The 24,876-nt window shown below is 74.0% G+C and carries 21 protein-coding genes; 9 read left to right on the forward strand and 12 right to left on the reverse strand.

The annotated features are described in order from the left end of the window. The first annotated feature begins 114 nt into the window (after positions 1-114). From IEZ07_RS25070 to IEZ07_RS25090, 5 genes are all read left to right on the forward strand, one after another. Positions 115-1,803, forward strand: a complete 1,689-nt coding sequence (locus IEZ07_RS25070; RefSeq protein ID WP_191896988.1) for a sensor histidine kinase — start codon at positions 115-117, stop codon at positions 1,801-1,803. Beyond that, entirely contained in the window at positions 1,794-2,441 is a 648-nt protein-coding gene (locus tag IEZ07_RS25075) for a response regulator transcription factor (RefSeq protein ID WP_068896016.1), read from the forward strand. The genes IEZ07_RS25070 and IEZ07_RS25075 overlap by 10 nt, the downstream gene beginning before the upstream one ends. 113 nt (positions 2,442-2,554) lie before the next feature. After that, complete coding sequence (locus IEZ07_RS25080; protein ID WP_239320429.1) at positions 2,555-3,613, forward strand: hypothetical protein; 1,059 nt, start codon at positions 2,555-2,557, stop codon at positions 3,611-3,613. Positions 3,614-3,702: 89 nt separating this feature from the next. Continuing rightward, positions 3,703-5,070 carry a DUF8832 domain-containing protein gene (locus tag IEZ07_RS25085; protein WP_191896989.1) on the forward strand — a complete coding sequence of 456 codons (1,368 nt, stop codon included), beginning with the start codon at positions 3,703-3,705 and terminating at the stop codon, positions 5,068-5,070. Beyond that, the gene (locus tag IEZ07_RS25090) at positions 5,067-5,474 is read left to right on the forward strand and encodes a hypothetical protein (protein WP_191896990.1); all 408 of its coding nucleotides are present in this window, start codon (positions 5,067-5,069) and stop codon (positions 5,472-5,474) included. The genes IEZ07_RS25085 and IEZ07_RS25090 overlap by 4 nt, the downstream gene beginning before the upstream one ends. A gap of 99 nt (positions 5,475-5,573) precedes the next feature. Here IEZ07_RS25090 and IEZ07_RS25095 read toward each other — a convergent pair whose 3' ends face one another. From IEZ07_RS25095 to IEZ07_RS25105, 3 genes are all read right to left on the reverse strand, one after another. After that, the gene (locus IEZ07_RS25095) at positions 5,574-8,294 is read right to left on the reverse strand and encodes a polynucleotide kinase-phosphatase (RefSeq protein WP_373868882.1); all 2,721 of its coding nucleotides are present in this window, start codon (positions 8,292-8,294) and stop codon (positions 5,574-5,576) included. Further along, a complete protein-coding gene (locus IEZ07_RS25100) occupies positions 8,291-9,865 on the reverse strand; it encodes a 3' terminal RNA ribose 2'-O-methyltransferase Hen1 (protein ID WP_191896991.1) in 1,575 nt (524 codons plus the stop codon). Before IEZ07_RS25100 ends, IEZ07_RS25095 begins: the two co-directional genes overlap by 4 nt. Before the next feature lie 184 nt (positions 9,866-10,049). Continuing rightward, positions 10,050-10,973 (reverse strand): LLM class F420-dependent oxidoreductase, encoded by a 924-nt coding sequence (locus tag IEZ07_RS25105; RefSeq protein WP_191896992.1) that lies wholly within the window; start codon positions 10,971-10,973, stop codon positions 10,050-10,052. Between the two features lie 148 nt (positions 10,974-11,121). On the opposite strand from IEZ07_RS25105, the gene IEZ07_RS25110 reads away from it, so the two are divergent. Beyond that, entirely contained in the window at positions 11,122-12,186 is a 1,065-nt protein-coding gene (locus IEZ07_RS25110; protein WP_191896993.1) for a glycoside hydrolase family 18 protein, read from the forward strand. 104 nt (positions 12,187-12,290) lie between these two features. Here IEZ07_RS25110 and IEZ07_RS25115 read toward each other — a convergent pair whose 3' ends face one another. Together IEZ07_RS25115 and IEZ07_RS25120 are read right to left on the reverse strand one after the other, a co-directional pair. Then, positions 12,291-13,547, reverse strand: a complete 1,257-nt coding sequence (locus IEZ07_RS25115) for a class I SAM-dependent RNA methyltransferase (protein WP_191896994.1) — start codon at positions 13,545-13,547, stop codon at positions 12,291-12,293. Between the two features lie 53 nt (positions 13,548-13,600). Further along, positions 13,601-15,643: an APC family permease gene (locus IEZ07_RS25120; protein ID WP_191896995.1), complete on the reverse strand. Its 2,043-nt coding sequence runs from the start codon at positions 15,641-15,643 to the stop codon at positions 13,601-13,603. Positions 15,644-15,759: 116 nt separating this feature from the next. Between IEZ07_RS25120 and IEZ07_RS25125 the strand changes: the two genes are divergently transcribed. Both IEZ07_RS25125 and IEZ07_RS25130 read left to right on the forward strand, forming a co-directional pair. Further along, a complete protein-coding gene (locus IEZ07_RS25125) occupies positions 15,760-16,425 on the forward strand; it encodes a potassium channel family protein (RefSeq protein ID WP_068896028.1) in 666 nt (221 codons plus the stop codon). Then, entirely contained in the window at positions 16,425-17,084 is a 660-nt protein-coding gene (locus IEZ07_RS25130; RefSeq protein ID WP_068896030.1) for a potassium channel family protein, read from the forward strand. The genes IEZ07_RS25125 and IEZ07_RS25130 overlap by 1 nt, the downstream gene beginning before the upstream one ends. Positions 17,085-17,166: 82 nt before the next feature. Here IEZ07_RS25130 and IEZ07_RS25135 read toward each other — a convergent pair whose 3' ends face one another. The 7 genes from IEZ07_RS25135 to valS form a co-directional block, all read right to left on the reverse strand. Beyond that, positions 17,167-17,838, reverse strand: a complete 672-nt coding sequence (locus IEZ07_RS25135) for a DUF3159 domain-containing protein (protein WP_373868883.1) — start codon at positions 17,836-17,838, stop codon at positions 17,167-17,169. Between the two features lie 38 nt (positions 17,839-17,876). Beyond that, complete coding sequence (locus tag IEZ07_RS25140; protein WP_068896033.1) at positions 17,877-18,272, reverse strand: OB-fold nucleic acid binding domain-containing protein; 396 nt, start codon at positions 18,270-18,272, stop codon at positions 17,877-17,879. A 130-nt stretch (positions 18,273-18,402) separates the two neighbouring features. Next, positions 18,403-19,068 carry a DUF3710 domain-containing protein gene (locus IEZ07_RS25145; protein WP_191896996.1) on the reverse strand — a complete coding sequence of 222 codons (666 nt, stop codon included), beginning with the start codon at positions 19,066-19,068 and terminating at the stop codon, positions 18,403-18,405. A 40-nt stretch (positions 19,069-19,108) separates the two neighbouring features. Then, the gene (gene dut, locus IEZ07_RS25150; protein ID WP_189237300.1) at positions 19,109-19,552 is read right to left on the reverse strand and encodes a dUTP diphosphatase; all 444 of its coding nucleotides are present in this window, start codon (positions 19,550-19,552) and stop codon (positions 19,109-19,111) included. Next, entirely contained in the window at positions 19,549-20,103 is a 555-nt protein-coding gene (locus IEZ07_RS25155) for a PaaI family thioesterase (RefSeq protein WP_068896039.1), read from the reverse strand. Before IEZ07_RS25155 ends, dut begins: the two co-directional genes overlap by 4 nt. A gap of 11 nt (positions 20,104-20,114) precedes the next feature. Next, entirely contained in the window at positions 20,115-21,503 is a 1,389-nt protein-coding gene (locus IEZ07_RS25160; RefSeq protein WP_191896997.1) for an AI-2E family transporter, read from the reverse strand. 307 nt (positions 21,504-21,810) lie between these two features. Further along, positions 21,811-24,360, reverse strand: a complete 2,550-nt coding sequence (valS, locus tag IEZ07_RS25165) for a valine--tRNA ligase (RefSeq protein ID WP_191896998.1) — start codon at positions 24,358-24,360, stop codon at positions 21,811-21,813. A 107-nt stretch (positions 24,361-24,467) separates the two neighbouring features. On the opposite strand from valS, the gene IEZ07_RS25170 reads away from it, so the two are divergent. After that, positions 24,468-24,764 carry a DUF4235 domain-containing protein gene (locus IEZ07_RS25170; RefSeq protein ID WP_068896045.1) on the forward strand — a complete coding sequence of 99 codons (297 nt, stop codon included), beginning with the start codon at positions 24,468-24,470 and terminating at the stop codon, positions 24,762-24,764. The last annotated feature ends 112 nt before the right edge of the window (positions 24,765-24,876 follow it).

The raw sequence follows: 24,876 nt of genomic DNA on the forward strand, positions 1-24,876 counted from the left end.
ACGGCCCGGCCGGGCCGTACCCGGGGACCGGAGGCGCGGTCTCCGGCTCTTTCCGGAGCCCGCATACCCATCCGGATCGGGGCGATCGACCGTAGAATCCCCCGGGGGTGAGGGATGACCGGCCGACCGTGGATCAGCACCACCGCGATCGCCGCTCCGGCGGTGGCGGTCTGGCTGCTCCTGGTGATGCTCCCGGAGGCGCGCCGCGATCCGCTGTGGGCGCTCGGGGCCGTGGTGGGGGCGTCGTTCCTCGGCACGGGGATCGTGGCCTGGCGGCTCCATCCGCGCAACCGGGTCGGCCCGCTCATGGCCGCCGTCGGGATCGCGTGGATCCCCCAGCAGCTCCTGATCGGCGACGGGGCGCCCGCGCCGTTCGTGGTCTGGCTGGGCGCCTGCGGGCTGTGGGCGGGCCTGGCCTGCCACCTGTTCCTGGCCTACCCCACCGGCCGGCTCGACGGCCTGCCGTCCAGGGTCGTCGTCGGCGTCGCCTACGCCGAGTCGGTGGTGCTCCCGGGGGCGTCCGTGGCGGTCCGCACCGATCCCCCGGAGCCGCTCGGGTCGGTCGCTCTCCTCGTCGACGGGGTCCGGTGGCAGACGGTCGTCGTCACGGGCGCCCTGGTGGTGGGCCTGTCCGTGGCGCGGTGGCGTGAGGGGAGCGCCGCCCAGCGGCGCGCGGTCACCCCGGTCGCGGCCGCCTCGCTGATCGCCACGGTCGCGTTCGTGGCCGATCACGTGGCGGCCGGCTGGGGCTGGGGAACGCAGCCGCTGTTCGTCTACGCCATGTTCGGAGCGTTCATCGCGGTTCCGCTCGCCTACCTGGGCAGCCTGATCCGGCGCGGGATCGACCGCGGCCGGGTGGCGGACCTCGTGGTGCGGCTCAGGGGCGGGAAGCAGCCCGGCGACCTGGAGGGCGAGCTGGCGGCGGTGCTGCACGACCCCACGCTGCGCGTCGGCTACTGGACGGCCGGCCAGGACCGGTACGTCGACGCCGAGGGCAGCCCCGTCGAACTCCCGCCGAAGGAGGACGGCCGGGTGATGACCCGGGTGGACCGGGGCGGGGCCCGGCTCGCCGTACTGCTGCACGACGCCGCGCTGCTGGAGCAGCCGCTGCTCGTCGAGGCGGCGTGCGCGGCCGCCTCGCTCGCGCTGGAGAACGAACGGCTCACCGCCGATCTGAAGGCGCGGCTGCGGCAGCTCGCGGCGTCGCGGGCCCGGATGCTCCGGTGGGGCGAGGCGGAACGCCGCAGGATCGAGCGCGACCTGCACGACGGCGTGCAGCAGAGGCTGCTGTCGGTGGCGATGACGCTCGGGCTCGCCGAGGCCACCGCTCACTCCGGCAGGAGGGACGGGCTGATCGGCGAGGCGAAGGCCTCCGTGCTGGCGGCGCTCGACGATCTGCGCGCCGTCAGCCACGGGATCCATCCTCCGGTGCTCACCGAGCGCGGGCTCCCGGGAGCGGTGAAGGAGCTCGCCGCCGTCACGCCCGTCCCCGTCGAGTGCGTGATCGGCATGGTGGAGCCGCTGCCCGCGGCGGTCGAGAGCGCGGCCTACTACATCGTCAACGAAGCGCTGGCGAACGTGACGAAGCACGCGCGGGCGGGCCGCGCGTGGGTGCGGCTGGCGCGGAGCGAAGGCCGCCTCGTGGTCGAGATCGGCGACGACGGCCGCGGGGGCGCCGACCCGGCGCGCGGCTCCGGGCTCCGGGGGCTCTCCCACCGCGCCGAGGCCAACGGCGGCAGTCTCCGGCTCGACAGCCGGCGGGGAGGGGGAACGGTGCTCCGGGTGACGATGCCGTGCGAGTAGCGATCTGCGAGGATTCCGCCCTCTTCCGGGAGGGCATGGCCCGGCTGCTGACCGAGGCGGGATTCCAGGTGGCGGCGGCCGTGGACGACGCCGAGGAGCTGCTGGCGCTGGTCGGCGGGGACCGTCCCGACGTCGCCGTCCTCGACATCCGCCTGCCGCCCACGCATACCGACGAGGGGCTGCGGGCGGCGCTCACCCTGCGCCGGCGCCACCCGGAGATCGGCGTGCTCGTGCTCTCGCAGTACGTGCGGGTGAGCTATGCGGTCGAACTGCTCGGCGGCGGTGTCGAGGGCGTCGGCTACCTGCTCAAGGACCGGGTGTCGGACCTCGCCGAGTTCGCCGCGGCGATCCGCCGGGTGGGCTCCGGCGGTTCCGCGCTGGATCCCGTGGTGGTCGAGCAGCTGGTGAGCCGGCACCGGCAGCCCGACGATCCGCTGATCCAGCTCACCGGGCGCGAGCGGGACGTGCTCCGGCTGATGGCGGAGGGCCGGACGAACCTGGCCATCGCCGAGCGGCTGGCCATCGCGGAGCGCACGGTGGAGAAGCACTGCACGAACATCTTCGGCAAGCTCGGGCTGGAGGCCGGCCCGCACGACCACCGCCGGGTGCTGGCGGTGCTCCGCTACCTGAACGCCTAGGCGCGGCCGGCGACGCCCGGGTGCGGTTAACCGCACCGGCGGGAGGGGGGCTGCCCGGCTTCCCGGGGGTCCGCCCGGGGAGCAGAATGCCATCCGACGAAGGGAGCCCGACGGTGGCTGTGGTTGGCGTGGACGTACGGCGGTTGTTGGCGGATTCGGGGGAGCCGCGGGAGTGGGTGGCCCCCCGGACGGACATGGTCACGGCGCTGCTGGGGGTCTGGTTCGGCATCGGCCTGATGATCGACGCCTGGGCGCACAGCAACCTGGCGGAGCTCGAGACGTTCTTCACCCCCTGGCACGCGGTGTTCTACTCGGGGTTCGCCGCGGTCTCCGGCTGGATCATCTGGCAGGTGCTGCGCGGCACCAGGACCGGCCGGCAGGGGCTGGCGGCCGTGCCGATGGGATACCTCGCGGGCCTCGTCGCGGTGCCCGCGTTCGCCGCCTTCGGCTTCGCCGACATGATGTGGCACACGTTCCTCGGCATCGAGACGGACATCGACATCCTGTTCAGCCCCTCCCACCTGGGGCTGATCGCGACGATGTCGCTGATCATCACCACGCCGCTGCGTTCCGCCTGGCGCGCCCCCGACGTGGGCGAGCGCCCCTCGCTCGGCAGGCTGCTGCCCGCGCTGCTCGGCCTGGCGTTCGCGACCACCCTGGTCTCGCTGTTCGTGTCGTACGGCAACGCCATGCAGTACGGCGCGGCCCACGTCGTGGACGCGTTCTCCAGCACGGACGGCGGGGGCGCGAGCGACCTGGCGGCCTCGATCGTCATCACCAACGTCGTGCTGCTCGCCCCCGTGCTGCTGCTGGTCCGCAGGTGGCAGCTGCCCTTCGGCAGCGTGACGGTCCTGTTCACGGTGGGCGTGCTGATGCCGGGGGCGCAGACGGCGTTCGAGAACCTGCCGATCCTGCTCTCCTTCGTCGCCGCCGGCGTCGCGAGCGACCTGCTGATCCGGTGGCTGCGCCCGTCGGCGGAGCGGCGGGCCGCCTACTGGGCGTTCGCCGGGCTGTCGGCCCTGGTGACCTGGTCGCTGTTCATCGTGGTCGCGTCGGCGGCGGGCGGTGGGCTGCCCGCCGTACCCGAGCTGTGGACCGGCGCGCCGGCCGTGGCCGGGCTGATCGGCCTGGCGCTCGGGGTGCTGTTCCTGCCCGAAGCCCGCCGGACGTGATGCGGCGGGACCCGGCGCGGGCCCGTGCGGTGCGCCCGCTCCCGGCGCCGCCCAGTGTGGCGCGTCCGTCCCCGGGACGGGTCCGCGCGGTGCGCCTGCTCCCGGTGTGGGCCGCCTGCCTGGCCGCCGTCCTCGTGCTGGTGCGGCCGGTTCCGGCCGAGGCCCACGTGGTGGCGGCCGGGGCGGACCTGCGGGTGGCCCAGACGATCGCCGGCACCGAGCTCACCGTGGTGGTCGAGGGGGTGGAGCGGGTGCCGGGCGAGCTGCGGATCGGCGTCGTCGCCTACCAGCCGGTCACCGGCCTGCCCGTCGCCCTGGAGCTCCGTTCGGTCGCCGACGGCCGTACGGTGACCGGTACGGCGCACGCGGGGCGGGAGCCCCGGTACACGCCGCTGTGGGTGGAGCGCGCCGGCCCCCACGAGCTCCGGCTGCGCGCCGGGGACGAGGTCGCCGTGGTGCCGTTCCGCGTCCTGGTGGAGCGCGCGTCGGTCTGGGAGCCGCTGATCTACGGGGGGCTGTTCACGGCGGGGCTGCTGCTGGTGGGCGGTCTGCTCACCGGGGCGCTGTCCCGGCCGAGACCGGCGATGCTGCTGGCCGGGGGCGCCGCGGTGGGGCTGACGATCGCCTTCGCGGTCGTGGTGCTCGAACCGTGGCTGCCGCCGAGCCCGCCGGACGGTGCCGCCCCCACGGCCGAGGCCGGGGTGCAGGGGCGGCCGTTCGCGCAGGGCCGGGTGGCGACGGTCCCCGCCCGCCCGGTGGCGGGAGAGGAGTTCACCCTGCGGATCGACCTCGTCGACGGGTCCACCGGCCTGCCGCTGGACGACCTGGCCGTGCACCACGAGGCACTGGCCCACCTGGTCGTCACCAGCGAGGACGGGCGGGCCTTCCACCACGTGCATCCGCTGCGGACGGCTCCCGGACGGCTGGAGGTCAGGATGCGGGCGGCGCGGCCGGGCCGCCATCTGGCCTACGCCGAGCTGGAGCGTCAGGACTCCGGCGGGCAGCTCGTCACCGGCGAGTTCACCGTCGGCGGTGAGCCCTCCCCCGCCAAGACCTCCCCCGCCGAGTCCGCGGCCACCGAGCCCTCCCCAGCCGAAACCCCCTCCGCAACCGCCTCCGCCGAGCCCTCCCCGGCCGGGCCCGCCGGCCGGCCGGGCCCGCCGCGGCTGCACCCGGCCGTTCCCGTCGCCGGGCGCCCCGCGACGATCGAGGTCGAGACCTCGGGCGCCGTGCGCCCCTGGCTCGGCATGGCGGGCCACCTGATCGTACGGAGCCACGACGGGGCCTTCCTGGGGCACGTGCACGAGATGGGCTCGGCCGGGAGCGGCAGGCTCCGCTTCACCTTCGGCTTCCCCGCCGCGGGGCGCTACCTCGCCTGGGCGCAGTACGCCACCGGCGACCGGATCGTCACCGTGCCGTTCACCGTCGACGTCACAGCGCCGGAGGCGACCCGATGAGGCGTGCCCTCGTCGCCGCCGTCTGCCTGGTGGTGGCCGCCGCGGCGTTCTTCGTCCTCGGCCGGGGCGGCGACGAGCCCCTCCGGCTGACCGTCGCGGGGACGCGCTACGCCGTGACCGTGCTGATCGGCGAACCGGTGGCCGGGAAGGGCGCGGTCGAGGTGGTGCTGGACTCGGGCGACGCGGACACCGTCGTGCTGTCGGCCGTGATGCCCGAGATGGGACACGCCACGCCGGAGGTCGTCGCGCGGGAGCCGGAGCCCGGCCGCTTCCTGGCCGAGGGCGGGCTCTTCTCCATGGCAGGGGTCTGGGAGCTCGTGATCCGCCTGACCGGGCCCCCGGGCGAGGAGGTGCTCACGGTCAAGGCGCTGATCACGGGATCGGCCGCGGAGCCGGGGGCCTGAGATCTCCGCGGATCCCCGCCCCCGGCCCGCCCCGAGACCCGGGTGCGGAACACCCCTGTCCGAGGACCGGGGCCCGGTCCGCCCGGGCGCGGAACACCCCTACAGCCGGGGGTCCACCGGCTCGGACTCCAGCGCGAGCACGGCGAAGACCGCCTCGTGGACCCGCCACAGCGGCTCGCCCCCGGCCAGCCGGGACAGGGCCTCCAGCCCGAGCGCGTGCTCGCGCAGCGCCAGGGAGCGCTTCCGGCCGAGGAACCGGTGGCGCAGCACGTCCAGGCTCTCGGTGTAGTCGGGGCCGTAGATGATCCGCAGGTACTCCCGGCCGCGCACCTTGATCCCCGGCTGCACCCGGCTCGGCCGCGCCTGCCCCCGACGCGGCGGCTCCGTCCCCGGATCCGCGCCGGTCCGGACCCCGGAATCGGCCCCGGTCCCGGAATCCGTACCCGGGTCCGTCCCGGACCCGGTCTCCCCGGCCCGGTCCGGCGGCCCGCCGGGCACGGCGACCGGCTTGACCACCATGCCCTCGCCGCCCTCGGCGGTCAGCGCCGACCACCACGCGGTCGCCGCCTCTCTCGACTCCGCCGAGTCCAGGTCGGCGTAGACGTGCCGGGTGGGCGCGATCAGCGGGTCGTCCAGCCGCGACAGCATCTCCAGGTGCCACGGGTGCGGCTCGGTCACGGCCGTCGCCCGGCCCTCGCAGGCCAGGATCTGGAACGGGGCCAGGCGGATGCCGTCCAGCCCCGCCACCGGCCAGCAGTAGCGCGCGTAGGCGTCCCTGAACCGGGCGGCGTTCTCCAGCCGCCGCCGGGTGCGCTCCAGCACCCCGCCCACGTCCAGGCCCCGCCCGGCCGCGGCCTCCAGCGCCGCGACCGCCTCCGGCAGCGCGGTGCGGGCCGCGGCCCCCACCGACGCGTACTGGCTGCGGATCAGCCCTTCGGCCTTGGCCGACCACGGCAGCAGCTCGCCGTCCAGGACCAGCCAGTCCGAGCCCAGCTCGTCCATGAGCGGCGCGCAGACCCGCCGGAGCCGGTCCACCAGTTCCCCGGCGACCGCGGGATCGCTGAAGAACGGCCGGCCGGTGCGGGTGTGCACCGCGCCCGAGCTGCCGTCCGCGACGCCGAAGCGCGCCGCCGCGACCTCGGGCGTCCTGGCCAGTACGGCCACCGCCCGCGAGCCCATGTGCTTCTCCTCGCACACCACCCGCCTCACCCCGGCCGCCGCGAACTCGGCGAACGCCTCCGCCGGGTGCTCCAGGTAGCCGTCCAGCCGGGAGGTCTCCGGCGGGGCCATCGTCGGCGGCAGGTAGACCAGCCAGCGCGGGTCCACCGCGAACCGGCTCATGATCTCCAGCGCGGCGGCGGAGTTCTCCTCCCTGACCTTGATCCGGCCGCCGCCGTGGCGCACCTCGACGTGCCGGGTGCCGCGCACGTCGTCGATGGAGAGCAGACCCGGGTCCCGCCGGCCCGCCTCGTGGCCGGGGGCGGCCAACGGCCGGGCGGGCTCGTACCAGACCTTCTCGGCGGGCACCGAGACGATCTCCCGGCTCGGGTAGCGCAGCGCGGTCAGCCGCCCGCCGAAGACCACGCCGGTGTCCAGGCAGATGGTGTTGTTGACCCACTCGGGCTCGGTGACCGGCGTGTGCCCGTAGACGACCATGGCCCGGCCGCGGTACTCCCGTGCCCAGGGGTAGCGGACCGGCAGGCCGTACTCGTCGGTCTCGCCGGTGGTGTCGCCGTACAGCGCGAAGGAGCGCACCCGGCCGGAGGCGCGGCCGTGGTAGGCCTCCTTCAGCCCGGCGTGCGCGACGACGAGCCTGCCCCCGTCGAGCTGGTAGTGGCTGATCAGGCCGTCCATGAACTCCAGCGCGGCCTTCCGGAACTCCTCGGGCTCGGCGGCGAGCTGGTCCAGCGACTCCTGCAGCCCGTGCGCGACCCGCACCTTGCGCCCGTTCAGCGCGCGGGCGAGCTTCTGCTCGTGGTTGCCCGACACGCACAGCGCGGTCCCTGCGGCGACCATGCCCATGACCAGGCGGAGCACGCCCGGCGTGTCGGGGCCGCGGTCCACCAGGTCGCCGACGAACACCGCGGTGCGGCCCTCGGGGTGGGTCGCGCCGTCCGGCCCGACCTGCCAGCCCAGCTCGCGCAGGAGCGCCTCCAGCTCGGCGCGGCAGCCGTGCACGTCGCCGATGATGTCGAACGGCCCGGTCAGCTCGCGCCGGTCGGTCCACGCCCGCTCCGTGACGACCTCGGCGGCCTCGATCTCGTCGGCGCCGCGCAGCACGTGCACGCGGCGGAAGCCGTCGCGGGAGATCTTCCCCAGGGAGCGCCGCAGGTCCTTGCGCTGCCGCCGGACCACCTGCGGTCCGAAGTCGCGGTCGGGCCTGGTCTCGTTGCGCGCGATCGCGACCTCCTCGGGGACGTCCAGGACGATCGCGTCGACCAGGACGTTCTCCGCCTTGGCCAGGTCGACGAGCTGCTTGCGGGCCTCCCACTGCACGTTGGTGGCGTCCACGACCGTGAGCAGGCCGCGGCGCAGCCGGGTGCGCACGATGTAGTGGAGCACGTCGAAGGCGTCCGGGGTGGCCGCCTGGTCGTTCTCGTCGTCGGCCACCAGGCCGCGGCAGAAGTCCGAGGAGACCACCTGGGTCGGCGCGAAGTGCCGGCGCGCGAAGGTCGACTTCCCGCTCCCGGACACCCCGACGAGCACGACCAGCGACATCTCCGGCACGGCGATCCTGGTCACTCCGCCCCTCCCCTCCTGCCCCGCGGCCTCGGCCGCCGGTCCCTCTCCGCCCGTGAGAGCGGCGTTCTCCTCGGTCATTCCGTCCCTCCCAGGGTGAAGACGGCCAGCTGCGTGGGCGGGCCGACCTCGGGGTCGTCGTCCCCGACGGACCGGAACGCGACGGTGCAGCGGTACTCGGCGCAGACCCGCTCCGCCCAGGCGGCGAACTCGGCCCGGGTCCACTCGAAGCGGTGGTCGGGGTGGCGCATGCCCGTCAGGAACTCGTAGCGGACGTTGTACTCGGCGTTGGGCGTCGTCACGATCACGTGGCCGGGCCGGGCGGCGCCGAAGACCACGCGTTCGAGGGCGGCCAGGCGCGGCGGGTCGACGTGCTCGACGACCTCCATGAGGACGGCGGCGTCGTAGCCGGAGAACCGGTCGTCGGTGTAGGTCAGCGCCCCCTGGAACAACTCCAGCCGCGCCCTCTGGCGGTCGGGCATGCGGTCCAGCCGCAGCTTGCGAGCGGCGACGGCGAGCGCCTGGGACGACACGTCCGCCCCGGCGACCCTGGTGAACGACGGGTCCGCCAGCAGCGCCCCGACCAGCTGGCCGGTCCCGCAGCCCAGGTCGATGACCGTGCGCGCGCCCAGCTCGCCCAGTACGGCGAGCACGGCCTCCCGGCGCAGGACGTTCAGCGGCCTCCTGCCCCCGGCCTCCGGCCCGTTCCCGTCATCGACGGGATCGCCCTGCGCGGGTAGGGCGGTCCCCTCGGACACGGCGTCCTCCACGGCGTCCTCCCCGGGCGGGGCCGTTCCGTCAGGCGGGGCCGTTCCGCCGGGCGGCGCCTCCGCGGGCCCGGCGTCCGGGTCCTCCGGGGCCCCGAACGCGGCGGTCTCCTCCTCGACGGGGGGCTCCAGCTCCTCCTCCACGTCGTCGCCGAGCTCGGCCAGGCGGGCGAAGGCCGTCCGGGTCAGCGCCCAGCGGCGCCCGAGGTAGCGTCGGGTGATCAGTCCCCTCTCCGGGTGGGCGGCCAGCCAGGACTCGCCGGCGCGGATGAGCTTGTCCACCTCGTCGGAGGCGATCCAGTAGTGCTTGGCGTCGTCCAGGACGGGCAGCAGCACGTAGAGCTGGTTGAGCGCGTCGGCCAGCCGGACCTCGCCGCGCAGCGACAGCCGCACGTAGCGGGAGTCCCCCCACTCGGGGAAGCCCTCGTCCAGCGGTACGGCCCGCGCCTCGACCTCCCAGCCCAGCGGCTCGAACAGGCGGTGCGCCAGCTCGGGGCCGCCCCGGCAGGGCAGGGCGGGAAGCGTGATCTCCAGGGGGATGGGCCCGGCCGCGAGTTCGGGACGGCTCGCGCAGCGTCCGGTGCGCGCGGTGCGGAAGACGTCCGCCAGCGCCCCGGCCAGCAGCGACGAGGCGGCGTAGGGCCGGTCGTTGACGTACTGGCCCAGCGCGTAGTCGGGGGTGGATCTGCCGCGCGAGCGCACCAGGCGGACCGGGTCGACGTCGAGCATCAGCGCCGCGGTGCAGCGCTCCTCGCTCGCCTCCGGGTAGAAGACGCGGGCCGTGCCGTACGACTGGCCGAACTCCTGGACCCGGTCCGGGTGCTTGTGCAGCAGGAAGCCGAGGTCGGTGGCGGGCCGTACGGTCGTGGAGATGGTGAGCAACACCCGGGACAGTCTGCCGCATGTCCGATTCGCCGGGCCATCGGTTAACGGCCGGAGCGACCGGGCGACGCGGGCTGCCGGTCGACAGCCGGACGGCGGGACGGACGGACGACGGCCCGGCACGACCGGGTGGCGGCCGGGTGGTCCCGGCTCCCGGCCGCGCCGGGCCGTCCGCGGGCGACCGCGGTCAGACCTGACGCATCACCTCGGCGGCGATGAGCTCCAGGTGCTCCAGGTCGTCCAGGTCCAGCAGCTGCAGGTAGATGCGCTCGGCGCCCAGCTCCGCGAACCTGCCGATCTTCTCCACCACCTCCGCGGGGGTGCCCGCCAGCCCCCCGGCGCGCAGCGCGGCGAGGTCCTGACCGGTCGCCGCGGCCCGGCGGGCGAGCTCCGCCTCGTCGGCGCCCACGCAGACGGTCTGCGCGGCCGAGAGCACCATCGGGGAGCGGCCCGCCTCCTCGCACGCCTCGCGGACCCGCCCGAATGCCGCGGCGGTGTCCTCCGGCGTGCGGAACGGCACGTTGTACTCGTCGGCGAAGCGCGCGGCCAGCCGCGGGGTGCGCCGGGCGCCGAACCCGCCGATGATGATCGGCGGCCTCGGGCTCTGCGCGGGCTTGGGCAGCGCGGGCGAGTCGGCGAGCCGGTAGTGGGCGCCCTCGAAGGAGAACGTCTTGCCCGCGGGAGTGGTCCACAGCCCGGTGAGGATCTCCAGCTGCTCCTCGAACCGGGCGAAGCGCTCGCCGACCGGCGGGAACGGGATGCCGTACGCGGAGTGCTCGGCGTCGAACCAGCCGGTGCCCATGCCCAGCTCGACCCGGCCGCCGCTCATCCGGTCGACCTGGGCCACGCTGATCGCCAGCGGTCCGGGCAGCCGGAAGGTCGCCGGGGTGACCAGCGTGCCGAGCCTGATGGTGGAGGTCTCCCTCGCCAGGCCCGCGAGGGTCACCCAGGCGTCGGTGGATCCGGGGCCGGGGTCGCCCGCCCCGATCCGCATGTAGTGGTCGGAGCGGAAGAAGGCGTCGAACCCCAGCCGCTCCGAGGTCCGCGCGACCACCAGCAGCTCCTCGTAGGTGGCGCCCTGCTGCGGTTCAGTGAAGATCCTCAACTTCATGGACCCCATTATCCGGCCGCCCCGCCCGTCATCCGCCGAAAGCTCGCGCCGCGGCACGCCGCCTTGCTAACGTTCGAACCCCGAATGCCGTAGGTGTTCGCCCGGATACCCTGAGCGATCACCTGGTGTCGTCGAGAGGGTGGATCACATGTCCGTGGCGACAGACCGCTCCTCCGCTCGCCACGCCCGCGAGCCGGGCACCCCGCCCCGTGCCCTCATCGTGCTGGCCTCGGGAGCGCTCGCCACCGTGACCGGCGCCGCGCTCTGGCTCCTGCCCACCGAGACCGGCGAGTGGGGTCGGCCCGCGCGGGCCAAGGCGGTGGCCCCGCTGCCCGCCGCCCGCACCGCCTCCGGGCGGACGGACGCACCGGCCGTTCCCTCCCCCGCGGCCGGCCCGTCCGGCTTCGTGACGTTCGTCGACGCGGTCCACGACCCCTTCTTCCACCTGCCCCGGGCCGCCCGGCAGAGCGGTGGGCGCTGGTTCACGCTCGGCCACCTCACCGCCGGGCAGGACGGCTGCACCCCCCGCTGGGGCGGCCACCAGGACCAGGGGGTCAACCCGGTCGCCAACCGGCTGGGCCGGCTGCGGACGGCCGGGGGCGACGCCGGTCTGGCCTTCGGCGGCTCCGCCGGGCGGGAGCTCGCCTCGGCCTGCCCCCTGCCCGACCGCCTGGCCGCCGCCTACCGCCAGGTCGTGGGAGTCTTCGACGTCGCCCACATCGACTTCGAGGTCCGCGACTCCGCCGACCACGAGGCCGTACGGCGCCGCGCCGCGGCGATCTCGGCGCTCCAGCGGGAGACGGCGGGCCGGGGCCGGCCCCTCGCGGTGAGCTTCACCCTCCCGCTGACCGGGAGGGGCCTGTCCCCGCAGGACCAGCTGATGCTCCGCACCACCCGCGAGGCGGGCGCCCGGATCACCGCGGTCAACCTCATGGTGCCGCTGCGCCCCGCGGCTCCGGGGCGCAACCGGCTGCGTCCCGTCGCCGCCGCGGTGCGGGCCGCCCAGCCGCAGATCGCCCGGGCCCTGGGCGAGCGCTCGGCGTGGAGGCGCATCGCCCTGACGCCCGTGCTGGCCGGCCCGTCGGACCTCTCGCCCGCCGACGCCCGCAAGCTCGCCGGCTTCGCCGCCCGCCACGACCTGGCCTGGATCTCCACCCGGGGCGCCGTGCCCGCCCCCGAGGTCGCCCGGCTGCTGGCGGCCCCTCCCCTCTAGGACCTGCCGCCAGGACCCGCTCTGCGACCGCTCCGTCCCCCGGGCACCGCTCCAGGACCTGATCTGAGACCCCTCCGGGCCCCGGGGAGAGGCCGCAGGGGAGGTCAGGCCGTGCCGGGGACCAGCAGCGCCACGGACTCCACGTGGTGGGTCATCGGGAAGGCGTCGAAGGCGCGCAGCTCGGCCAGGCGGTAGCCGCGCTCGGCGAACCAGGCGAGGTCGCGGGCGAGCGTGGCGGGGTCGCAGGAGACGTAGACGATCCGGGAGGCCTCCAGGCCGGCGACGCGGTCGACGACCTCCCGGCCCAGGCCCGCGCGGGGCGGGTCGACGACGACCAGGTCGGCCTTCTCGATGCGGTGGCGGTCCAGGGCGCTCTCCACGTATCCCCGGGCGAAGCGCGCCTGCGGCAGGTCGCGCAGGTTGCGCTCGGCGTCGCGGACGGCGACGGTCTCGGACTCGACGCCGAACACCGCCCCGTCGGGACCGACCGCCTCCGCCAGGCCGGCGGCGAACAGGCCGACGCCGCAGTAGAGGTCGAGGGCCCACTCCCCGGGCTTCGGGTCGGCGAACTCCATGACGACCGCGTTCAGGGTGGCGGCGGCGCTCGGGTGGACCTGCCAGAAGCCGCTGCCGGTGATGCGGAACTCGCGGTCGCCGACCTTCTCGGTCAGGTGGCCCGGCCCGTGGACCGACCGGGAGCGGCCCTTGCCCTCGTCGACGAAGACGGCCACGCTCTCGTCGAGGTCGGGCACGGCCACCGTACGGCGCGGCTTGGGCGCCACCACGACGGCCTGGTCCCCCGTGGAGGAGGCGATGACCTCCACCGAGGAGGCGCCCCGCCAGTTCATGACCTCGGCGCCGACGTTCTCCACCTCGGGGTGGGCGATCAGGCAGGCGTCCACGTGCTGGATGTCGTGGGAGCGGTGGCGGCGCAGGCCGAGCGCGCCGTCGCGGTCCACGGCGAACTGCACGCGGGTGCGCCAGCCGAGGCCGTCGGGCGCGCCCGGGACCTCTTCGACCTCGCCCTTCCACTCGATCCCGGCCAGCCGGCGCAGCTGCTCGGCCACCACGTCGGTCTTCAGCCGGCGCTGCGCCTCCAGGGAGGCGTGCTGCCAGTCGCAGCCGCCGCAGCGGCCGGGACCGGCGAAGGGGCAGGGCGGGACCACCCGGTCGGGAGAGGCGTCGAGGACCTCCACGGCGTCGGCCCGCAGGAACCGGGCCGTCTCCTCGGTGACCTCGGCGAGCACGCGCTCCCCGGGGAGGGCGTGCCGTACGAAGACCACCCGGCCCTCGTGGCGGGCCACGCACCAGCCGCCGTGCGCCACCGGGCCCACCGTCAGTTCGATCGCCGTCGTCCCCATGTCCCGTCCTGTCCTTCTCGAGCCTCCCCTGCGTCGCAGAGCCACCCGCAAGGTTATGCCGTGCCGTCGTCGTGTCGCGCCGCCTTGCGCCGGGGCCGGCGCACCGCACCGGCGGCGAAGGGCTCGGGACGGCCCTTGAGCCGGTCGGAGGAGTGCAGCTGCCAGGGCACGCTGATGACCATCACGCCGGGCTGGAAGAGCAGGCGGCCCTTGAGCCGCAGCGCGCTCTGGTTGTGCAGGATGTGCTCCCACCAGCTGCCGACCACGTACTCGGGGATGTAGACGCTCACCACGTCCCGCGGGGAGCGCCGGCGCCGCGACTTGACGTACTCCAGGATCGGCCGGGTGATCTCCCGGTAGGGCGAGTCGAGCGTCTTCAGCGGCACCGGGATGCCCCGCCGCTCCCATTCCTCCTGCAGCGCCCGGGCCTCCGATCCCTCCACGCCCACGGTGACCGCCTCCAGCGTCGAGGGCCGGGTGGCGCGGGCGTAGGCGAGGGCGCGCAGGGTCGGCTTGTGGATCTTCGAGACGAGCACGACGGCGTGGTTGCGCGCGGGCAGCATCGACTCGTCGATCTCGGCGTCCTCGTCGACGGCGAGCTCCCGGGCCACCTTCTCGTAGTGGCGGTGGATGCCCTTCATCATCGCGAACAGCACCGGCATCGCCACGCAGACGATCCACGCGCCGTGGGTGAACTTGGTCAGCAGCACGACCACCAGCACCAGGCCGGTCATGACGCCGCCGAAGAAGTTGATCGCCCGCGAGCGCTGCATGTGCAGCCGGGCCTTCAGCTCGGTCTGGGTCCGCATCTCCCGGGTCCAGTGCCGGACCATGCCGATCTGGCTGAGGGTGAAGGAGACGAAGACGCCGACGATGTAGAGGTTCAGCAGGCGGCTGACATCGGCCTGGAAGCCCCACAGCAGCAGGCAGGCCCCGGCCGCCAGGATGAGGATGCCGTTGGAGAAGGCCAGCCGGTCGCCCCGGGTGTGCAGCTGGCGGGGCAGGAAGCGGTCCTGCGCGAGGATCGAGCCGAGCACCGGGAAACCGTTGAAGGCGGTGTTCGCGGCCAGGAACAGGATCAGAGCGGTGACCCCGGAGATGGCGAAGAACAGCAGCGATCCGCTGCCGAAGACCGCCTCGGACACCTGCGCGATGATCGGCTGCTGGTGGTAGTCGAATCCGGCGGGGTGGCCGTCGATGATCACGTCGCGGTGGGCGTAGGCGGGCTCGGCGACCTTGACGCCGGAGGCCAGCCCCAGCGTGATGATGCCGGTGAACATGGTCACCGAGATCAGGCCCATCATGAGCAGCGTCCTGGCCGCGTTGCGGCTCTTGGGCTTGCGGAAGGCGGGCACGCCGTTGCTGATCGCCTCGACGCCGGTCAGCGCGGCGCAGCCGGAGGAGAAAGCGCGCAGGATCAGGAAGGCCGCGGCGAAGGAGGTGAGGTTGGTCTGCTCGGCGACGATCTGATAGTCCGCGGTGGGCGCGCGCAGCTCGTCGCCGAGGACGAACAGCCGGAAGAAGCCGTAGCCGACCATGACGAGGACCGCGGCCATGAACGCGTAGGTGGGGACGGCGAAGGCCACGCCCGACTCGCGGATGCCGCGCAGGTTCACGAGCGTGAGCACGGCGACGATGAGGATCGCCACCAGCGGCTTGTGCGTCGCGACGTACGGGATCGTCGCGCCGACGTAGTCGACGCCGTTGGCCACCGAGACGGCGACCGTGAGGACGTAGTCGACCATGAGCGCACTGGCGACCGTGAGGCCCGCGTTCCGGCCGAGGTTGACGGTGGCCACCTCGTAGTCGCCGCCCCCGCTGGGGTAGGCGTGCACGTTCTGCCGGTAGGACGCGACGACCGTCAGCATCACCACCACGACGCCGCCCGCGACCCAGGGGCTGAAGTTGTAGAACGACAGGCCCGCGAGGGAGAGGATGACGAGGATCTCCTGCGGGGCGTAGGCCACCGAGGAGAGGGCGTCGCTGGCGAAGACCGGCAGCGCGAGACGCTTCGGCAGCAGTTGCTCGTGCAACTGGGTGCTGCGCAGTGCACGCCCGATGAACAGGCGTTTAGTCAGGTCCGTCGCTTTCGGCACGTCTGACGATGCTAGTCCCCTCCGGCTCCGTCCCCTCACGCGACGCCCCCGGAGCGGGCCATACTGACTGGGTACACCGGAGACAAGATCCGCCTCGAGCCGATCGGCGGGGGAGCATGCATATTGTGATCATGGGGTGCGGCCGGGTGGGCTCCACCCTGGCGCACATCCTGGAGGACGGCGGCCACTCGGTCGCGATCATCGATCGGGATCCGCAGGCGTTCCGCCGGCTGCGGGCCGGGTTCCGCGGGCGGCGGGTCACCGGGATCGGGTTCGACCGGGACGTCCTGGAGGAGGCCGGCATCGAGTCGGCCGGCGCCTACGTGGCGGTGAGCAGCGGCGACAACTCCAACATCATCTCCGCCCGGGTCGCGCGCGAGACGTTCGGCGTCGACAACGTGGTGGCCCGCATCTACGACTCCCGCCGGGCCGAGGTCTACCAGCGGCTGGGCATCCCCACCGTCGCCACGGTCCGCTGGACCGCCGACCAGATCCTCCGCCGGGTGCTGCCCGAGGGCGCCGAGCCGCTCTGGCGCGACCCCACCGGGACGATCGTGCTGGCCGAGGTGGCCTACCATCCCGGCTGGATCGGCACCAGGACCAGGGACCTGGAGGAGGCCGCCGGGACCCGCCTGGCGTTCGTCAACCGCATGGGCGAGACGCTGCTGCCCCGGCACGACTCCATGGTCCAGGAGGGCGACATCCTGCACGTCATGGCGGCCGGAAGCGACATGGACCGCATCAACAAGGTGCTGTCCGCCGCACCGGAGGAGGAGCACTGATGCGTGTCACCATCGCGGGCGCCGGGGCCGTCGGCCGCTCCATCGCCGCCGAGCTCCTGGAGAACGGCCACCAGGTCCTGCTCATCGACGTCGACCCCAAGGCCATCAAGATCGACTCAGTGCCGCGGGCGGAGTGGCTGCTCGCCGACGCCTGCGAGATCTCCTCCCTGGACGAGGCCGGCCTGGCCGACTGCCACGTCGTGGTCGCCGCCAGCGGTGACGACAAGGTCAACCTCGTCGTCTCGCTCCTGGCCAAGACCGAGTACGGCGTGCCGCGCGTGGTCGCCCGGATCAACCACCCGAAGAACGAGTGGCTGTTCAACGAGTCCTGGGGCGTGGACGTCGCCGTCTCCACCCCGCGCCTGCTCAGCGCCCTGGTCGAGGAGGCGGTGAGCGTCGGCGACCTGGTCCGCCTGATGACCTTCCGCCAGGGCCAGGCCAACCTGGTCGAGCTGACCCTTCCCGAGGACGCCCCGGTGGTCGGCCAGCGCGCCGGCTCGGTGCCGTGGCCGGCCGACACCGCCCTGGTCGCGATCCTGCGCGAGGGCCGGGTGCTGGTCCCCAGCGCCGACGACCCGCTGGAGGCCGGCGACGAGCTGATGTTCGTGGCCAGCCAGGAGGTCGAGGAGGAGCTCGCCCGGCTGCTCTCCCGCCACTGAGCGCCGTACGGCCCGCCCCCGCTCTTGCGGCGGGAGGCGGGACCTCCGGCCGGAGACCCCGATCGGCCCGGGAGACCGCCGGTCAGGAGGCGGCGGGCCGGACCGGGGTGCGCCCGCGGGCCAGCAGCCACACCATGGCGCCCAGGGCGGCGATCTGCAGCGGCCAGCCCATCACGATCTTGAGGATGCCCAGCTCGGCCACCGCGTCGTTCCCGCCGATCAAGTAGACCGGCGCCTGCACGGCCACCCGGACCACGCACGGGATCATCAGCAGCCAGGTGAGCCGGGAACAGAGCTTCACGACGGCCGGGTCGCTGCGCCAGGCCGTCGGGTCGCCGGTGACCGAGCCGATCAGGAAGCCGACCACCGGCCAGCGGGTGACGATCGAGATGAGCATCGCCACGGAGTAGCCCGCGTTGTAGAGGATGCCGGGCAGGTAGACGTCCTTGGCCTCGCCGGTGCGAGACGCGAAGAACCAGCCGATGCCGATGCCGATCAGACTGTTGATCACATACTGCGGGGTGGAGCGCTGGACCAGCCGGGCCACCAGCAGGACCACCGCCGTGGAGGCGCTGACGATCAGCGAGAGCTGCAACCGGGACGTGGCGATCCACATGACGGTGAAGACGGCCGTGGGCACGGCCGCCTCGATCACGCCCCGGATCCCGCCGAACGCCTTGGCGAGCTGGGACCGGATCGCGGCCTCCACCGTGTCGTGCGCGTCCTGCTCGGTGGTGGTCATCTGCTCTTTCACCGTTTTCCCACTTGCCGGTTCCGGGCCCATCTGTCCCCTCACACCCCGCCGGTAGGGCGGAGCTCGTAACGCGGGTTGAACATCACCTTCCGGCCGTCCTGCAGGCTGACGAGCCCTTCGGCCAGCACCATCCGGCCCGGCTCGATCCCGGCGATCCGCCGGCGCCCGAGCCAGATCAGGTCGATCACGTCCGAGCCGTCGTAGAGCTCCGCCTCGAGCGCGGGCGCGCCGCCCCTCGGCCTGAGGGTCACCGTCCGCAGTGTACCGGTCACGCAGAACCGGCGGCGTCCGGCACACGCGGCGATGGGCGTCGCGCCCTCCTCCCGGTCGAGCTCCTGGCGCAGCTCGTCCGCCTCCAGCTCGGCCTGGCTCGTCGCCAGCCGCCGGAAGAAGCCCCGCAACCCGCCCCGTCTGTGCGGCTCCTGCGAACTCACGCCTTCTCCTTAACCCGCATATCGCCTCAGGGTACGCGATCCGCCCTGCCGGGGAGCTGCCCCCGGACCGGTGGCGGTCGGCGGCAGGCGGCGGTTCCCGGCGGTTCCCCGGCAGGGCGTCGCCGGGTCGTCAGCGGAGCTCGGCGATCTCCGGGCCGCGCTCGAACGGGTTGAGGTCGGGCTTCCCCGCCTCCGCCTGCCGGTCCATCGCCTGCCTGGCCTCGGGGGGCAGGCGCAGCTCGATCGACTCGTGCGGGGGCATGGGCTCGTCACCGCGGACCACCACGATGTCGCGCACGACGTCCTCGAGGATCCCGGCGGCGCCGGCGTCCAGCGCGGCGCGCCCGCTGACCGCCGCCCGGAGGAACCAGCGCGGCCCGTCGATCCCGAGGTAGCGGACCGGCTGCGGGCCGCCCTCGCCCGGGACCTTCGCGGCCAGCTCGGTGCCGAACGGCCCCTGCCGCTCCTCCGCCGTGCCGCCGGCGCTCTTGACCGCCGCGGCCAGCTCGGCCCGGACCTCGTCCCAGATGCCGTTCCGTTTGGGCGCCGCGAAGGCCTGCACCTGCAGCGCACTCTCCTCGGCCAGCACGACCGCGCCCACGATGCGGTCGCCGGCCAGGTTCAGCTGGATCTCGAAGCCGGGGCCGACCGGCACCCGCAACCCGCCGAGGTCGACCCGCTCCCGCTCGGGGTGCGGCTCCCCGGAGTCCCACGGGCCGGAGTCGCGGGCCGGGGCCTGCGCGACCTCCTCGACGGCGGCGGCCGGGGTCTCCTCGCGACGGCGACGTCCGAACATCTTCCTCACGCTCCTTGGAATGTCAGCGGCCGCTGAGACGTCAGCGGCCCGTGGACCCGAACCCGCCGGCGCCGCGCGCCGATCCGGGCAACCGGTCCACCTCGTAGAACGCGGCCCGCTCCACCTTCTGGACGACGAGCTGCGCGATCCGGTCTCCCCGGCGCAGCCGTACCGCGTCCTTGGCGTCGGTGTTGAGCAGCGTCACCCGGATCTCGCCGCGGTAGCCCGCGTCGACGGTGCCCGGCGCGTTCACGATCGTCACGCCGTGCTCGGCGGCCAGGCCGGAGCGCGGGTGGACGAACGCGGCGTAGCCGTCGGGCAGGGCGATCGCCACCCCGGTGCCCACGGTGGCCCGCTCGCCGGGGAGCAGCTCGACGTCCTGCGCGGCGCGCAGGTCCGCCCCGGCGTCGCCCGGATGCGCGTAGGACGGCAGCGGCAGTCCGGCGTCGAGCCGGTGGATCAGCACCTCGACCTGGTGGGTCACGGATTCACCTCGTACTCATGGTGCTCGGCGAGGATGGCCTGGGCATCGCCGTGCTCGGCGAAGTGCTCCATGCCGACCTCGATGAAGAGAGCGGCGGCGCGCACGGCGACCGGGCCGTCCGGGGCGCCGGCCCGCCCCTCCGCTTCAAGATATGCCTTCCGGCCGGACATGCCGGTGCACCAGGCGCGCAGGTGCAGCGTGGTTCCCACGGGGACCGGCGCGAGATAGTCGGTCTCCAGCCGCCCGGTGACGTAGGGGCGCTGGAACAGCCAGACGGACATGCCGATGACCTCGTCCATCGCCGCGGCCAGCACGCCGCCGTGCGCGAGGCCCGGCGCCCCCTGGTGCGCCTCACCCACCGTGAACTCCGCGGTCACCGTGACCCCGTCGGGGGTGACGGCCGACAGGTGCAGGCCGGTCGGGTGGCGGTCGCCGCAGCCGAAGCAGCGGCTGTAGTGCGAGCCGAGCGGGCTGCCGGGCGCGGGCGCCCCGGGAAGCGGCTCCGGCAGCGTCGCGCCGGGCGGAGGGGTGGTGATGGCGGAACGGGTCACGTGGCAGAACGTTACCCTCTGGACTGCGGCGATCCGTCATCCGCGGGCGAGCCCGGCTCGCGGCGCGCGGGTTCCGGAGCGGGCGGCCCCCCGGCGGGGTCCGGCGGGGACTGGGCGGAGCCCCGCGGCGGCGCCGCGGGATCCGCCGCGGGCCGCGTGGCGTCCGGCACGGGCTGCGCGGCCTCGGAAACGGGCTGTGCCGCCCGGGGCACCGGTTGCGCGGCCTCAGGCACGGGCTGTGCCGCCTGGGGCGCGGGCTGCGCGGCCTCGGGCACCGGCCGCGCGGGGTCCGGCGGAGCGGATCCGGAGGCCACCGGGGACGACGCGGGCGGCAGGGCGGCCGGCGCGCCCCTCATCAGCTCGGGCACTGCCCGGTAGACGACCGCGGCGATCGGCACGGCCACCGCGGCGCCGGCGATGCCCGCGATGATGCCGCCGACGGCCAGCACCAGGATGATGGCCAGGGGGTGGAAGTTCACCGCCCGGCCGACGATCAGCGGCTGCAGCACGTGGTTCTCCAGCTGCTGCTCGACCAGCAGGATGCCCAGGAAGACCAGGGCGTAGATCGGACCCTGGGCACCGAGGGTCACCAGGGTGGCGACGGCCCCGGCGAAGAAGATGCCGACGATCGGGATGAAGCTCGCCAGGAAGATGAGCACGGCCAGGGGCGCCCAGAGCGGCACCCCCATCCCGGCCAGCACGATGCCCATGATGACGCCGTGCACCGCCGCGACCGCCACGGTCCCCTGGACGTAGTGGGAGAGCGTCACCCAGGCGGCCCGCCCGGCCCGGTCCACCCGGGGCGCGGCCGAGCCGAACGCCCGCAGGAACCAGGCCCAGATCCGGTCGCCGTCCTTCAGCAGGAAGAAGGTGACGAACAGCAGCAGCACGAGCGAGGCGAGGACCTCCAGTGCGACGGTGGCGCCGGTGAGGACAGTGGTGGTGATCATCTCGCGCTGCACGTTGATCAGCTTGGTGAGCTGTCCCACCCACTCGGAGAGCTGGTTCGGCTGCACGTGCAGCGGGCCGGTGTAGAGCCAGTTCTCCACCGTCCTGGCGGTCGCCTGCACCTGGTCGAGCAGGCGGGGGAACTCCTCGTTGGCCCGCACCCCGATGATCCACCCGGTGCCGCCCAGCACCGCGAGCGCGATCAGCATGGTGACCCACGTGGCGTAGATCGGCCGCAGGCCCATGCGCCGGAGCCTGCGGGTGACCGGGAAGAGCAGCGCGGTGAGCAGCAGCGCGATGGCCACCGGCAGCATGACGATGTGCAGGGTGGCCACGAACGACGCCGCGTAGAAGACGGCCCAGCCGATGATGATCAGGCACAGGCTCCACACGGCCAGGCGGAGCAGCGTACGGGGCACCAACTGCGTCAGACGTTCCCGGTCGGAGATCACGGGTTCCAGACTGGCACGCTCCGGCCGCGAGCGCGCGCGGTTATCGCCCAGCGGGGAATCCGGGACGGGGAGGGGACCGGCCGCCCGGGCCGGTCCCCTCCGCGGTGGATCCGGGTCAGCGCTCCCCCGGCGGCCCGGAGATCACCCGGTCCTCGAGGTAGCAGCTGCAGCTGCCGCATCCTGGCGTCATCTCTGTCCTCCCTCACCTGTCGTGGTTCGACCGTACGCCGGGAACGGCCGACGGGGAGGACAGAGTCGTGTGCTCTCGCGTCCTCCCCGCCGGCGCGCCTCCTCGGCGCACTCCGCGTCAGGCCAGGGTCACCTCCACGGCGAGGTCGCCCTCGCCGGGCTCCAAGACGAACTCCTCGACGGCGCCGGCGCCGCACAGGTCGTCCTGCGCCCGCCGCAGCAGGTCCGCCCGGGCGCCGCGGGCGGTCAGCCGGGAGACCTCGGCGCGCATGGAGAGCTTGGCGTCGGACTTGGCCCTGCGGATCCGGCCGAGGACGCCGGCCACGACGGGGAGCAGTTCCGGGTCGCCGTCGCGGGCGGCGGGCACGGGCCAGGCGGCCCGGTGGACCGAGCCCTCCCGCCACCACGACCAGACCTCCTCGGTGACGAACGGCAGGAACGGCGCGAACAGCCGGAGCACGACGTCCAGCGCCTCACGCAACGCCGCGTGGGCCGAGCGGGCGGCCGCCCCACCGGACTCCCCCGACTCCCCGCCGTACGCCCTGGCCTTGACCAGTTCCAGGTAGTCGTCGCAGAACTCCCAGAAGAACCGCTCGGTCCGCTCCAGCGCCCGCGTGTAGTCGTAGGCCTCGAACGCCTCGGTGGCCTCGCGGACCACCTCGTCCAGCCGGGCCAGCATGGACAGGTCCAGCGGCTCGGTCACCTCGGCGTGCCGGGTCTCCGGCCCGTCCGGGTCACCGAAGCCCAGGACGAACCGCGAGGCGTTCAGGATCTTGATCGCCAGGCGGCGGCCGACCTTGATCTGGCCGGTGTCGAAGGCCGTGTCGGTGCCGAGACGGCCGCTGGCCGCCCAGTAGCGGACCGCGTCGGAGCCGTACTCCTCCAGCATGCCCATCGGCGTGACGACGTTGCCCTTGGACTTGGACATCTTCTTGCGGTCCGGGTCGAGGATCCACCCGGAGAGGGTCGTGTTGCGCCAGGGCAGCGCGGCGTGCTCCAGGTGGGAGCGGACCACGGTGGAGAACAGCCACGTGCGGATGATGTCGTGGCCCTGCGGGCGCAGGTCCATCGGGAAGACCCGCCGGAACAGGTCCTCGTCCCGCTCCCAGCCGCCGGCGATCTGCGGGGTCAGCGAGGAGGTGGCCCAGGTGTCCATGACGTCCGGGTCGCCGGTGAAGCCGTCCGGCTTGCCGCGCTGCTCCTCGGTGTAGCCCGGCGGCACGTCGCTGGAGGGGTCGATCGGGAGCACGGACTCGTCGGGGACGATCGGTGAGGAGCGGTCGGGCTCCCCGCCCGAGTCCAGCGGGTACCAGACCGGGATCGGCACGCCGAAGAAGCGCTGCCGGGAGATCAGCCAGTCGCCCGCCAGGCCCTCGACCCAGTTGTCGTAACGGGCCTTCATGTGCGGCGGGTGCCAGGACAGCTCGGCGCCCCGGGCCAGCAGTTCCTCCCGCAGCGCGCGGTCCCGTCCGCCGTTGCGGATGTACCACTGGCGGGTGGTGACGATCTCCAGGGGCTTGTCGCCCTTCTCGAAGAACTTCACCGGCCGCTTCACCGGCCTCGGCTCGCCCTCCATCTCGCCGGAGGCCCGCAGCAGCTCCACGATCCGCTCGCGGGCGCCGTGCGCGGTCTTCCCGGCCAGCTCGCCGTACGGCTCGGCGGGCACGCCCTGGGGCGGGTCGGGGAGCAGCCGGCCGTCCCGGCCGACGACCCCCCGGGTGGGCAGGTCGAGCTCCCGCCACCACAGGACGTCGGTGAGGTCGCCGAAGGTGCAGACCATCGCGATGCCGGACCCCTTGTCGGGCTCGGCCAGGTGGTGGGCGAGCACGGGCACCTCGACCCCGAACAGCGGGGTGCGGACCGTGGTGCCGAACAGCGGCCGGTAACGCTCGTCGTCCGGGTGGGCCACCAGGGCGACGCAGGCCGGGACCAGCTCGGGCCGGGTCGTCTCGATCCAGACCCGCTCCCCCGACGGCGCGGTGAAGCCGATCCGGTGGAACGCGCCGGGGTGCTCGCGGTCCTCCAGCTCGGCCTGGGCCACGGCCGTGCGGAAGGTGACGTCCCAGAGCGTGGGCCCCTCCGCCAGGTAGGCCTCGCCCCGGGCGAGGTTGCGCAGGAACGCGCGCTGCGAGGCGGCCCGCGCGCGGCCGTCGATGGTGGCGTACGTCATGGACCAGTCGACCGACAGGCCCAGGCGCCGCCACAGCTCCTCGAAGACCTTCTCGTCGGAGATGGTGAGCCGCTCGCACAGCTCGATGAAGTTGCGCCGGCTGATCGGGATCTGCTGTTTCCCGGGCGCGGCCGGGGGCCGGAAGTCCGGGTCGTAGGGGACGGACGGGTCGCAGCGCACGCCGAAGTGGTTCTGCACGCGCCGCTCGGTGGGCAGGCCGTTGTCGTCCCAGCCCATCGGGTAGAAGACCTCGCGGCCGCGCATCCGCTGGAAACGGGCGATCGTGTCGGTGTGGGTGTAGGAGAAGACGTGGCCGACGTGCAGGGAGCCGGAGACCGTCGGCGGCGGGGTGTCGATCGAGTAGACCTCGTCCCGCGTGCGCGAGCGGTCGAAGCGGTAGGTGCCCTCGGCCTCCCAGCGGGCCGCCCATACGGACTCCAGGCCGGCGAGAGTCGGTTTCTCGGGCATGGGCGCGGGGCGTGATCGCTGGTTCGTCATGCCTCCTGATGGTATGGCTTCACCTGATCCGCCGCTGAAGGAGACTAGTGTTCGTTATCCGAGGGGAATCATCGGATGCGGCGCCGCCGTCGAGGAGGAGGAGCACTGTGACCGACGAGAAGGAGAAGCAGGACCTGGCGTGGAAGGCCGTCGGCGGCCTGGTGGGGTTCGCCACGGCGTGGGCCGCCAAGAAGGTCCTGTCGGTCGTCTGGGAGAAGACGACGGGCAAGAAGCCCCCGGCGGACCACGACTCCCTCGACGTCAGCCTCGCCGAGGCGATCGGCTACGCCGTGGTGATGGGCGTGGGCATGCAGGTGGCGCAGATCGTGATGGCCCGCACCGCCAGGAGGCGCTACGACGCCTGGCGGGCGCTGAAGGACGCCGCCCGCGACGTCGTCGACTGAGGCGGGGCGCCCTCCCGGCGGTGCGGGCCACCGCGGGAAGCGGTCAGGACTCCGGAGCCGCCAGGGCTCCGGAGCCGCTCAGGACCCAGGAGCCCCTCAGGACTCAGGAGCC

Origin of the sequence: Planomonospora parontospora (assembly GCA_014647935.1) — a bacterium.
GTDB classification, from domain to species: Bacteria; Actinomycetota; Actinomycetes; order Streptosporangiales; family Streptosporangiaceae; genus Planomonospora; species Planomonospora parontospora.